The 12068-nt window shown below is 54.0% G+C and carries 11 protein-coding genes; all 11 read left to right on the top strand.

Features of this window, described 5'->3' with window-relative positions; genetic code table 11:
- Window positions 1-37: 37 nt before the first annotated feature.
- The 11 genes from MN202_RS03160 to MN202_RS03210 are packed head-to-tail and all read left to right on the top strand — an operon-like array spanning window position 38 to window position 12066.
- A complete protein-coding gene (locus tag MN202_RS03160) occupies window positions 38-2644 on the top strand; it encodes an HzsA-related protein (RefSeq protein ID WP_335734636.1) in 2607 nt (868 codons plus the stop codon).
- On the top strand, window positions 2645-3385 hold the full coding sequence (locus MN202_RS03165) for an outer membrane beta-barrel protein (RefSeq protein ID WP_335734637.1): 741 nt from the start codon (window positions 2645-2647) through the stop codon (window positions 3383-3385).
- Window positions 3355-3984: an outer membrane beta-barrel domain-containing protein gene (locus MN202_RS03170; RefSeq protein WP_335734638.1), complete on the top strand. Its 630-nt coding sequence runs from the start codon at window positions 3355-3357 to the stop codon at window positions 3982-3984. The genes MN202_RS03165 and MN202_RS03170 overlap by 31 nt, the downstream gene beginning before the upstream one ends.
- A gap of 11 nt (window positions 3985-3995) precedes the next feature.
- Window positions 3996-4466, top strand: a complete 471-nt coding sequence (locus tag MN202_RS03175; protein ID WP_335734639.1) for a TlpA family protein disulfide reductase — start codon at window positions 3996-3998, stop codon at window positions 4464-4466.
- Window positions 4459-4692: a DUF4266 domain-containing protein gene (locus MN202_RS03180; RefSeq protein WP_335734640.1), complete on the top strand. Its 234-nt coding sequence runs from the start codon at window positions 4459-4461 to the stop codon at window positions 4690-4692. The genes MN202_RS03175 and MN202_RS03180 overlap by 8 nt, the downstream gene beginning before the upstream one ends.
- Window positions 4679-5812 (top strand): DUF3570 domain-containing protein, encoded by a 1134-nt coding sequence (locus tag MN202_RS03185; RefSeq protein WP_335734641.1) that lies wholly within the window; start codon window positions 4679-4681, stop codon window positions 5810-5812. Before MN202_RS03180 ends, MN202_RS03185 begins: the two co-directional genes overlap by 14 nt.
- Window positions 5813-5824: 12 nt before the next feature.
- On the top strand, window positions 5825-6334 hold the full coding sequence (locus MN202_RS03190) for an AraC family transcriptional regulator (RefSeq protein ID WP_335734642.1): 510 nt from the start codon (window positions 5825-5827) through the stop codon (window positions 6332-6334).
- Entirely contained in the window at window positions 6331-8208 is a 1878-nt protein-coding gene (locus MN202_RS03195; protein ID WP_335734643.1) for a hypothetical protein, read from the top strand. The genes MN202_RS03190 and MN202_RS03195 overlap by 4 nt, the downstream gene beginning before the upstream one ends.
- Window positions 8201-11059, top strand: a complete 2859-nt coding sequence (locus MN202_RS03200) for a tetratricopeptide repeat protein (RefSeq protein WP_335734644.1) — start codon at window positions 8201-8203, stop codon at window positions 11057-11059. The genes MN202_RS03195 and MN202_RS03200 overlap by 8 nt, the downstream gene beginning before the upstream one ends.
- Window positions 11046-11702: a tetratricopeptide repeat protein gene (locus tag MN202_RS03205; protein ID WP_335734645.1), complete on the top strand. Its 657-nt coding sequence runs from the start codon at window positions 11046-11048 to the stop codon at window positions 11700-11702. The genes MN202_RS03200 and MN202_RS03205 overlap by 14 nt, the downstream gene beginning before the upstream one ends.
- A complete protein-coding gene (locus tag MN202_RS03210) occupies window positions 11695-12066 on the top strand; it encodes a hypothetical protein (RefSeq protein WP_335734646.1) in 372 nt (123 codons plus the stop codon). The genes MN202_RS03205 and MN202_RS03210 overlap by 8 nt, the downstream gene beginning before the upstream one ends.
- The last annotated feature ends 2 nt before the right edge of the window (window positions 12067-12068 follow it).

Below are 12068 nucleotides of genomic sequence, written 5' to 3' on the forward strand. Positions count from 1 at the left end.
ACGTGGATATAGTGTCAACGCTGCCGGTAACATAATAATGATAACAACAACCAGGCTAAGTTTTTTCGTTGTAACATTGCTTTTAGTGGCCTGTAAAGCCGATATCAGCGTGCAGGATGAGCCTGTAGATCCGGTTGTGCAGGAAATAGCCCTCGCTTTTGTCGAACGGCCGCTGGTGGTTGACGACCAGCCATTTGACAGCGGTTTACAAGACCCCGCCAGTTTTAACCCCGGTGCCCGGTTGATACTAAAACAAAATGCCTTTGCCGAGTCGGCTGAAACAGACTTAACCGCAGAGCTGTTTGACGGCGATCAGCTGTACGATGTAAAGGATTTAACCGCGTCGCCCGATGGTTTAACCTTGTTGTTTGCGCTACGCGCACCAGAGCTGGCCAATACACCGGACGAGCTGCAGCCTAAATGGGATCTGTGGCGCTATGATGTACTTAGTAAAACTCTGCAGCCTGTTATCAGTGATCCACAGCAAGCTCAGCGTGGCCATGATATCAGTCCGGCATTCTTACCGGATGGCCGTATTGTGTTTAGCTCGACCCGCCAGACCCGTTCCCGGCAAATATTGCTGGACGAATTTAAACCACAATATACCGCGCTGGATGAAAATTTAGCCACGCCGGCGTTCAACCTGCATGTGATGAATGCCGACGGCAGCGGCATTGAACAGCTTAGTGTTAATCTGAGCCACGATCTGCACCCGGTGGTGTTGGATGATGGCCTGATCCTGTATAGCCGCTGGGATAATCACGGCAACCGCTCGATGTTTAACTGGTACCGGATGCGCCCGGACGGTAGCGAAAATCAGTTAGTTTATGGCTGGCACTCCCACAACAGCGGGGCAGAACAAAGCCGGGTAGAGTTTGGCAAAGCCGTGGTGTTGCAAGATGGCAGTATCAGCCTGGCCCTGGCGACAACCGGCGCAGAATATTACAACAGCTGGCCGCAGCAAGTAGCACTGGCAATCGCCAGCGATAACGAGCAGCCATTATATGGCGAAGTATTGAATTTACCGGCGCAAACACCGTTGTTTCCCTGGGCTTTTGATAATACCAGCCGGCCTGAACGCGCCGGTGCCATTAACAGCTACGCACCACTAAAAGACAATAGTGGCCGCTATCTGGTGAGCTGGTCGCCTTGTCGTGTGGTGCAAAACGATACCGTGTACAGCTGTGCTCAGGTAGCGGACGCCGACGAACTGGAACTGGCGGCACCGCTGTACGGTTTGTGGTTATTTAATACAGTACAGCAAACCCAGGTGCCGGTGCGGCCAGGGCGCGAAGGCATGCTGGTTAGCGAACCGACAGTGCTGCAGGCCTATACCGAACCGGCATTTGTGCCGCCTAACCCCGGGCTGAATGCCGGGTTGGCAGCTGAAAATGCCGGTATTGTTGATATTCGCAGCGTATACGATTTTGCCGGTGTGGCTGGCGTTAATCTGGCTCAGCTGGCTGATCCGCTGCAAAGCACCGCGGCACAGCGGCCGGTGCGCTATCTGCGTTTGGTGCGTGGTGTGCCCCAACCGCCGGAAGAGGTGCTGGATGTACCTGCTTTTGCCTTTGGTGTCAGCCGCTTGCAGTTAATGCGCGAAATTTTAGGCATGGTGCCGGTCGCGCCGGATGGCTCGGTTCGAGTCAAGGTGCCGGCAAATGTACCCTTTAATCTGGCGCTGTTAAATGCGCAGGGCCAGGCCGTGTCACCGCTGCATCAGCAATGGCTTAGCGTGCGGCCCGGCGAAACCTTAAGCTGTAACGGCTGCCACAGTGCGCAAAGTACTGCGCCGCACGGCAGAAGCAGTGGCGAGGCGCCATCAGCCAATCCGGGGCTGAGTGACGGCGGCAATTTCAGTAACACCAATCCGCTGCTGATCGCCCAGCCTGGTGAGACTATGGCGCAGATGGCCGCGCGCCTTAATGGTGAAGCTGAGCTGGAGCAAGCGTTGCACTATATCGATATCTGGACTGATCCGGCTAAGCGTAGCCCTGATCCAACCGAGCTCATCAGTCTGCAGCAGTTAACCACTACCGCCCCTGTAGGCACAGAATGCTACACGCAGTGGCTGGCCAGTTGCCGATTACGTATTGACTACCCAAGCCATATTCAGCCGTTATGGCTGGCCGATAGGCGCCAGCTTGACCCTGTCACCAATGAAGTGCTTGCCGATCATAGCTGTGTAAGTTGTCACAGTCGCGTCGACGCGGATGGTAATACCCGTGTGCCGGTAGCGCAGTTGGAATTAGATGCTGAACCTTCTGATGTACAGGCACAGCATCTGCGCAGTTACCGTGAATTGTTAAGCGCAGATAATGAGCAAGAGCTGGTTGGCGATGTGCTGGTTGATCGCATGGTACAGGCAACCGATGCCAATGGTAACCCGCTGTTTGTTACCGATGCAGACGGAAACCTGGTGCTGGATGATGATGGTAATCCGATACCGGTAATGGTGCCGGTTGCCGTGGCTCCGGCGCTGAGGGCCAATAGCGCTGTTGCCAGCAGTGCCTTTTTCAGCCGTTTTGCCGCAGGTGGTTCGCATCAGCAATACCTTAGTGCGGCCGAGCTGATGCTGGTTGCCGCCTGGCTGGATATTGGCGCTCAGTATTACAATTCGCCTTTTGCCGTGCCGGAGCAATAAATGGCCAGAATAGCGTTAATGCAAAAAGCCCTGTTATTACTGCTCTGCAGCTTAAGCTGGCCGCTGTTGGCCAGCGCCGTGACAGTAAAAGTAAACGATGGCTTTGTTAATCTGCACTCGGGGGCCGGCAAGGGCTACCCTAAAGTGCAGGTCGCGCTAAAAGGCGAAACCCTGGTATTGCTGACCCGGCGCACTGACTGGGTAAAGGTAGAGTTTAAACAACAGCATTACTGGTTGGCCCGTGCCGATTTAACCAAGCTGATAACTGCTGAGCAGCAGGAGTTTGAACTCAATGATCAACGCCTTGACGCCTATCAAAACCGCAGGTTGGAAGCCGGCCTGTTGTTTGGCGATTTTAATGGCTCCAGTTTATATCAGCTAACACTGGGCTATCAGTTTAGCCCCTACATTCAGACAGAACTGGCCCTGGGGCAGGCAAATGGTGCTCAGGCAGATAATTTATCGGCGGAACTCAGCCTGTATCTCAGTCCGATGCCGCACTGGCTGGTATCGCCATATTTCGGTCTTGGTGCTGGTGCCTTGCGCACGACTGCCCGCACTGTGCTGGTACAAACACCAGACAGAAATAATACGCTGGCCAGTGCTGAATTAGGGCTGCGTTACTATATCAGCCGTAATTTTATCGCCCGCGCAGCTTACCGGCGCAGCGTAATAATAACCGATCGTAATGATAACGAAGAGATAGACACATGGAAGCTTGGATTCAGCGTATTTTTCTGACATTGGCGTTGTCGCCGCTGGCCGTAGCCGCACAGACGGCGCAGCAGCCACTGATCGAGCCGGATATAGCGCGACAAGTGGTGAGCGAAGATTTGCTGGATAGCGAAAACTGGCTGTTAGGTATTCGCGGCGGGGTACTGGGCATAGAAGATTTTGGCAGCAGCGCACTGGCGGCTGTGCAGCTTAGCTACCAGATAAACGAAAGCTTTTACCTCAGTGCCGAGTATGCGATGGCCAAAGCCGGGCTTACGTCTTTTGAAGAACTCAGTGGTGCCGCCCCGCTGTTAACAGACAGCGAGCGCGAATGGCGCTATTACGGTGCTCATCTGGGCTATAACGTGCTGCCCGGCGAAGTGTTTTTCGGCCGTGACTACGCCATGAACAGTGCGCTGTCGCTGTTTGCCGGTGCCGGTAACGTCGACTTTGCCGGCGATAAGGTATTTGCGTTGCAACTTGGTAGTCAGTTCCGGCTGTATGCCACTGACTGGCTGACGCTGGAGCTGAGCGTCAGTGATTATATTTTTGAAACGACCATTCTGGCGCGCACTAAAACCACGCATAACCTGGCATTAGGCCTTGGCGTAGCAGTGTACTTTTAACTGGAGACATTATGAAACAGTGGATTATCAGCTTGTTGTTGCTGCTTGCCAGTAACCAGCTGTGGGCAACAGCGCCGGATTTTACCCTTAAAGCACTCGATGGCAGTAATTTGCGGCTGGCAGAGCAAAAAGGCGACATCATGCTGATTAACTTCTGGGCCAGTTGGTGTGGCCCCTGTATTCAGGAAATGCCGGCACTGGATAAACTGGCGCAGAAATATCAGCCACTGGGTGTACAGGTATGGGGCGTTAACGTTGAGAGTGACAGCAGCGCAGCAAAAAACTACCTGAGCAAAGTGCAGGTGGCGTTTCCTATCTTGTTTGATCTGGATAACAGTGTGTCTAAGGCATATCAGGTGGATGCGATGCCAACGACGGTGATTTTAGATAAAGATGGCAAGGTTCGGGCAGTGCATCGCGGTTATCAGCCCGGCTACGAGAAAAAATATGAAAACGATATTAAGCAACTTCTGCGTGAATAAGCGCGGTTTGCCTTCATGCCTGCTAGCCATATTGTTATTGGCTAGTACGGGCTGTGCCAGCATTGAACCCTGGGTTAAGCCGTACGAGCGAAACCAGCTGGCCGATCCGATAATGGCGTTTGGCCGCCACCCGGTGGCGCTGCAGCATGTTGCACACGTACAGGACTCCCGTGAAGCGGCAAAAGGTGCTAATGGCAGTACAGGCGGTGGCTGTGGTTGTAATTAGACTACTGATTGTATTGCTATTGGCTGGCAGCGCTGCAGTGCACGCTGCTGTATTGCCGCAAGATAGGGCCGATCTGCTGTATCACAGTTATCAGGGCGGTGGCGTGTCTATCGACGGCCCGGCGCTTATGCTCAGGAAAAAAGCCGGCCAGTCGGTGTCGCTGTCGGCTTATCATTATGTAGATACGGTTTCAGGTGCCTCTATTGATGTGCAGGCAACAGCATCGGCCTATACCGAAACCCGCCGCGAAACGCGTTTGGGTGTCGACTACCTCAGCGGCAACAGCATTATCAGCCTGAATTATGCGCAAAGCGATGAAAATGACTATAACGCCAAATCGGTATCCTTTGGTATAGCCCATGACACCTTTGGCGGTATGACCACGCTGAGCCTGGAGGCCGGTCTGGGCGATGACACTGTTGGCCGCAATGGTGATGACAGTTTTCGTGAACAGGTAAAGCGCTCCAACTACAAAGTTGGCTTAACCCAGGTAATTAGTAGTCGTTGGATCGCGGCGCTGAATATGCAGGTCGATTTAGATCAGGGCTTTTTAAACAACCCGTATCGCAGTGTGCGCTATGTCGACAGCGCTGATCCGCGTGGCTTTGCCTGGCAAGCCGAAGTCTATCCTAACAGCCGCAACACGTTTGCATTGTCACTGGTCAATAAATGGTACCTGCCATACCGAGCGGCCTTAAGCCTGAATTTACGCCATTATCAGGATAGTTGGGATATCCGCGCCTTTGATACCGAGCTGGAATATGTGCACCCGCTGACAGAACGCTGGATACTCGAAGCCAAACTGCGCTGGTACAGCCAGAGTCAGGCAGAGTTTTACCGTGACTTATTTGATTTTGCCAGCCAGCAAAATTTTATGGCACGTGATAAAGAGCTAAGTGAGTTCAGCAACCTGACATTGGGTTTGGGCGCCAGTTATCAGCTAAGCCGCTGGTCGTTCTGGCCCACCGCCAGGCCTGAGCTGAATCTGCAGTGGGACCATATCCGCTTTAATTATAAGAATTTTCGCAACGTAACCATTACGCAAACAGCCACCGGGCAAGAGCCACTTTACCGGTTAGATGCCAATGTGTTGCGGGCGTTTTTCAGTCTTTATTTTTAACAGGAACACAGCATGAGAGCCTTAGTACTGATGGTGTTAATCTGGTCCGGCAATCTGGCCTACGCCAATACGGCACCAGCAGCGGAACAACTGGAGCAGCTACGACAGCAGGTTATACAGTTGAACCGCGAATTATTTTTACTGGAAGAAGAACTGCTGTTTCCGCCACAAACTCAGCTGGCACTATTTTTATCGGTAGATACCGGCCAGTTTTTCCGCCTCGACAGCGTAGAGCTGCACCTAAACGATAAACCGATAGCCGCCCATCTGTATACCGAGCAGCAGTGGCATGCGCTGCAACGCGGTGCAATTCAGCCGCTGTTTAAAACCAATGTTAATGCCGGTAAGCATAATCTTACTGCCGTTTTTGTTGGCAAAGGGCCGGACAACCGTGATTATCGCCGTGCCGTCAGCTACCCGTTTGATAAAGCCGAAGATGCCGTGCTGCTGGAGTTACAGATCAAAGACCGCAGCAGTGATTACCAGCCAGAATTTGTTGTGATGCCATGGTCCAACGATTGACGCTAGCTGCAGCTTGCTGGTTAGCGCTATGCAGTGTTGCTGTATCGGCGCAACCGGCGCCGGGCGACCAGCACTACCGGCAGGCGGCCTGGGCTTTTTACCTGCAACAACCGGCACAGGCGTTGGAAACCCTGCAGCTGGCGCCACAGCAGGATCAGCGTACGCAGTTACTTGAAGCCGGCTTATACCTGCAACTGGCGATGCCACAACATGCCGCTAAGGTATTGGCACCGCTGGTACAGGACGACGCCGCAGCGGGGTTACCGCAATCTTTGTTAAATATTGCCCTGTTACAGTTTGCCCGCCATCAGCTGGAGCTGGGCAACGAAAGCGCGGCCAAACACTACTTGTCACGGGTAAATATTGCTGCCGATCAAAGCTGGCTGGGCCAGCAACAGTTGCTGCAACAGTTACTACACTGGCCGCACATCGACATCCCGGCAGCACCGGATTTCGCCGCCCTGCAACAGCAGGCAGAAATGCCATATATCATTAGTAACCAGGCGCTGGCGTTAGCACAAGCACAGCCGCAGCAGGCGCTGCAATGGCTGGATGGGCTGCAACAGCATTTACAGCGCCCACAGCAGCAAAGTTTCTGGCAACTGCTGTTTAGCGGCCAGTGGCAACTGTTGTTCAGCAGTGATTGGTATTTAGCGTCGAAGCCACAAGGTTTTGTTTATGCCGAGGATGAATACCAGGCACTGCATGATTATCTGCAATTGTTACAGGCCCAGCTGCATATCAGCCAACAGGACTTTGCCGCTGCAGATGCCATTTTAAGTGACTTCGCCGCCAACAGCGTACTGAGCCCGGCTGCGCTGGGGCTATACAGCCACATTCTTACCGAGCAACGCCATATCCCGACGTTACTGTCGGTGTTGCAGCAACAAATTAAACTGCAGCCCTTTAGCATCATCGCCTGGCAGGCGGCAACCCGCATCGGGGAACAACTGGAGCGGGCACTGCAACAACAAGACGCGCTGGCAGCCTATTGCTGGGCAGATCAGTATTACCGCCAGCAACAGCAATTAATAGAACAACAAGCTGCGCCGTTGCAGGTTACCCAGTTAGAGCAGGGCCTGTCAGACTGGCAGCAACTGCAAGTGTCGCAGCACAATGAATTAAACCGGCTACAGCAGGACATCCTGGCTCTGCAGCAACAATTACGCCAGGCACCGGTGCGGCAGCAACGGTTAAACCGGCTTGAGCAGGTAACGGCGTATAAACTGGCGCAGCAGCAACAACTGTTAAGCAGCCAGCTACCTGTTTTGCAACAGCGGCAACAAACGCTACTGCAGCAAGCCGGGCAACTTAAGCAACACATCAGCCAGGCCGGCGCAGAGCCTATGTCGCTGCTGTTGGCCGATAACAATCTGCATCCACAGCTGAGTTTGTTGCAACAGGCCGAGCAGCGTCTGGCGCAGCTGCAGGCAAGCGGGGCAGAGCCCGCTAACTCCAGCTATCAGCTGCGGCTGCAACGTCTGCGTGGCCTGTTACAGTGGCAATATTACGACAGCTCGGCGCAACGTCAGTTGCAGCGCCAGCGCGCGCTGGCCGCACTCGATAGCGCTGTGCAGCAGCTGGACGTTAATCTGGCCGCACTGCAGCAACAAGGCGACAAAGCCGCCCGGTTAAGCCAGGTAGATCTGCGCCTGGGCCAGCTTAATGGCCAGCAGCAACAGCTAAACCTGGCATTGCTTAGCCAGCAGCAACGGCTGTTGGCACAGTTAAACCAACAGTTGCAGCAACGACGGCAGCAGGATTTGGCTACGCTGGCAGATTTACAACGCTACAACAAAGAAGCCATGGCGCGGGTGATGGAGCGGGTGTTGCTGCTTGCCGGGCCGGCTGAAGCGGAGGCGCGCAATGATTAAGCGGCTAACTGCTCAGCCATGTCAGCGCCCGCTATTACTCTGGCCACTTCTTTCTGCCCTGACGCTGGCCACGGTTGCAGGCTGCAGCGGGCCAGCAGGCCAGCACAGCCGGCCCCGGCTTGGTGATATAGCGCCGTTTGATCGCAGCATACTGGCGCAGAATGTCAGCGTCAGTGAACAACAGCTGGCACAGTTGTATCAGCAGATCTTGCAATTGCAGCCGGCGGCGCAAATGCGGCAGAAAATTCAGTACCGCTTATCGCAAATGCATACCGCCAGATTAGATAAGGCAGAGCTGTCAGCACAACAAGAACAGGCAGAATTGCAGCAACTGGTGCAGCAATACCAGCAGTTGCTCAAGCTGTACCCGGATGATCCTAATAACGAACTGATCAGCTACCAACTGGCCCGCAGCTATGACTTACTAGGTCAGCAGCAGGCATGTCTGGAGCAGCTGCAGCAGTTTTTACAGCATTATCCAAGGTCAGAGTTTGCCGCCGAGTTATGGTTTCGTCAGGCGGATATTTTGTATAGCCGCAGTCAGTATACTGATGCACTGGCCGCTTATTTGCAGGTATTAGGCGCCGGCGATGCGCAGCTACAACAACATGCCCGTTATATGGCAGGCTGGAGTTACTTTAAACTGCAGCAGTTTGAACAGGCTGACGAGCAGTTTTTAGAGGTGCTGGATCAAAGCTACAGTGGCTATCTGGCCGATGAAGACAACCAGCAAAGTCTGCAACAGGAAGTACTGCACACCTTAAGTGTATCGCTGAGTTATCAGCAACAGGGTGAGAGTTTACAGGCGCTGTTACGCCGGGTGCCTTATTACAGTGGCGAGCGCCCGCTGGCCCTGACTGAGCGTTTGTATCGTAATCTGGCCGGCTTTCTGGCAGAAAAACAGCTGTTTGCCGAGAGTCTGGACAGTTACCGCCGGTTTATCAGCGACTATCCGGCCAGTTTGTCTGCTGCCAGAATGCAGCTATTACTGATTGAGTATTACCTGGCTGATGCCGATGCGGCACAGGCTTTGGCTGAGCAGCAGCGATATATCGCCTTATTTGCTCCTGGCAGCGCTTTCTGGCAACAAGGGCGCGAGGCAGAGCTGATCGAAGTCGCGCCGCTGTTACTGCAATATCTGGATTATTTTGCCCGTAACCAATACCGCACAGCGCAGCAACAAAGCGCTGAAATGCAACCGGCGGCCTATGCTGCGGCTATTCCGCTGTGGCAACAGATGCTGACGATATTGTCTGAGCCGGCAGTACAGCGCTCTGCCCTGGCACAGCGTTATTCCAGCGCCGATCTGCGCTACCTGCTGGCCGAGTCTTACGCTGGTGCGGCCATGTCTGAGCAAGCGCTGGCGCTGTACAGCGAGCTGGGATATCAGCAACTGGCAGATAAGCCAACATTATTCAGCCCGCAGGATGCGGCCTACAAGGCGCTGTTACTGGCCGGCACTTTATCAGCCGGCTACAAGGATAACGGCGCCAGATTGTGGCAACAGCAAACTGATTTTGTCCGTTACCACAGCCAGCATGCCGCTGCCCAGCAAGTGGCCTTGCAACAGTTACAACTGCGCTACACCGAGCAGGATTACCCGGGCGTGCTGACGCACAGCAACAGTGTGATTGACTGGCCGCACCCGGCGCAGTCAGATGCGGCCCTGGTACTCGAAGCGCGTTTTTTACACAGCCAGAGCGAGCTGGCACTGGCCCTATACGCCAGTGCCGAAGCCAGTATCACCGCCTTATTGCAAGCCGGCAGCGCGTTAAGCGCAGAGCGCAGAACATTGTTAACAGAGCAGTTGGCGTCCAGTATTTATCAACAGGCGCAGCAACCGCAGTTAGCTGCTGATGCGGTGCTGGCCCATCTGGCGCGTTTACAGCACACCCTGCCGGATTCAGCCTATCATCAGGCGGCTGCTTACCAGCAAATTGGCCTGCTGCATCAGGCGCAGCAATTTACTGCGGTGATCCCGCTGTTAACCAGTTTTATCGCGCGTTACACCGATAGCGAGCGCCAGCTGGCCGCCAAAGCGCTGTTACTTGACAGTTATGAACAGGCCGGACAGTGGGGAGATGCCGCAGCTGAATTACTGGCACTGGTAAAAAGTAGCACCGACGCTGAGCAGCAACGTGAGGCGTTATATTTAGCCGCACAGTATCAGCACAAAGCCGGCGACAATGATGGCGCTGTTAACAGCTACCGCAGCTACGCTCATCGCTATCCGCAGCCGCACCTTGTGGCACAGGAAGCGCGCTACCAACTGGTACAGCTGTACCAGCAGAAACAAGACAGTTATAGGCAAAATTTCTGGCTGGATAAGATTGCCAGCTTTGAACAACAGTATGCAGCCGAGGGCAACGAACGCAGCCGTCAGTTAGCTGCCGATGCACTGCTGGCACTGGGACGGCATGAAAGTAAGCTGTTTAGTGCAGTACGCTTAAACCACCCGCTGCGCAGTAGCCTGGCGAAAAAACGCCAGCATATGACAGTGGCAATAAAGCGCTTTGAGCAAAGTATGCAATATGGCCTGGCGGCCAGCTTTAGTGAAGCACAATATCGCGTGGCCAGTTTATATCAGCAAATGGCTACAGCGCTGCTGCAGTCAGACCGGCCCAAAGGCCTGGAAGAACTGGCGTTAGAAGAATATGAACTGCTGCTGGAGGAGCAGGCCTATCCGTTTGAAGAGCAGGCGATTGCCATTTACCGGCAAAACACCAGCCTGACCAGCCAACAACTATGGGATAGCTGGATAGCGCAAAGCTTTGCGGAGCTGGCTAAGTTGTTGCCGGCGAAATTTGATAAAACTGAACAGTATTCCGGGGTGGCCAATGAAGCGTATTAGTGGCTTAAGCCTGTTACTGCTATCAGCCTGTGCTCAGTTGCCGCCATCGCAACCGCAGCTCGATACGCCGGTTACTGTGCCTGAGGCTGAAGCCGTGGTTACCGCCAGGCCGCAATTAACAGCAGAATTGCAGCAGCAATTTACTGCAGCAAAACAATTGTTACTGGACAAGGATTACCCTGCGGCGCTAAGCCAATTTAGCCAGCTAAGCAAACAGGCACCTGACGCCGGTGGGATCTGGTACAACCTGGCACTGGCACAATGGTATACCAGGCAGACAGACGCCGCTCAGCTTAGTCTGCAGCAAGCGATTGACGTGGCACCACAGCACAGCGACAGCCATAATTTACTCGGTGTGCTGGCACGGCAGCGCGGCGATATGCGAGCTGCCGAGCGGCATTTTAAACAGGCACTGGCCGGTGGTGAGCCCTATGCCATGGCGCATAAAAACCTAGCGTTTTTATATGAATTGTATCTGGGTTTGCCATTGCAGGCGCATTATCACTACCAGCAATATTATCAGCTGACACAAGATGAACAGGTGAAACTGTGGCTGGCTTTACTTGAGCAAGAGCTGGACCAGCAGCAGGTAACCGACAGCACTGTGCCGGCAGCAACCTTGCAGGAGAATGGCAATGACTAAGCGTATCCTGGTCTGCCTGATGTGTTGTTTTAGCCTGGCGCCCCTAGCGCAGCAATCTGTGCAACAAGAGGCGCAGCAATCCGTGCCACAAAGTGCCCAGCAAAGTGTGCAGCAAAACGCGCAACAGCGCCTGCCACAAAGCGTGCAGCTTGAGTCAACCATCAGTGGTAATCAGGAACAGCCGAAAACCATTTATGTGTTGCCCTGGCAGCAACCGGTCGGGCAAATCCGTATTCCACCTTCCAGCCTGGCTGCGCCGCAAACCAGGGTGTCGCCGCTGGACAGGCAGCAATTTTTACGTTTTATCGCCGTGCAGCAAGGCGCGGTACAAACCCGTTTAGTTAACCCGGAACAACAACAATAAGA

This window comes from Rheinheimera muenzenbergensis, assembly GCF_036984005.1.
Taxonomy (GTDB): Bacteria; Pseudomonadota; Gammaproteobacteria; order Enterobacterales; family Alteromonadaceae; genus Alishewanella; species Alishewanella muenzenbergensis.

Bases quoted from the DNA above. Each gene is read 5' to 3' on its own strand.
- MN202_RS03160 (WP_335734636.1), top strand. From the start codon at position 38: ATGATAACAACAACCAGGCTAAGTTTTTTCGTTGTAACATTGCTTTTA.
- MN202_RS03165 (WP_335734637.1), top strand. From the start codon at position 2,645: ATGGCCAGAATAGCGTTAATGCAAAAAGCCCTGTTATTACTGCTCTGC.
- MN202_RS03170 (WP_335734638.1), top strand. From the start codon at position 3,355: ATGGAAGCTTGGATTCAGCGTATTTTTCTGACATTGGCGTTGTCGCCG.
- MN202_RS03175 (WP_335734639.1), top strand. From the start codon at position 3,996: ATGAAACAGTGGATTATCAGCTTGTTGTTGCTGCTTGCCAGTAACCAG.
- MN202_RS03190 (WP_335734642.1), top strand. From the start codon at position 5,825: ATGAGAGCCTTAGTACTGATGGTGTTAATCTGGTCCGGCAATCTGGCC.
- MN202_RS03200 (WP_335734644.1), top strand. From the start codon at position 8,201: ATGATTAAGCGGCTAACTGCTCAGCCATGTCAGCGCCCGCTATTACTC.
- MN202_RS03205 (WP_335734645.1), top strand. From the start codon at position 11,046: ATGAAGCGTATTAGTGGCTTAAGCCTGTTACTGCTATCAGCCTGTGCT.
- MN202_RS03210 (WP_335734646.1), top strand. From the start codon at position 11,695: ATGACTAAGCGTATCCTGGTCTGCCTGATGTGTTGTTTTAGCCTGGCG.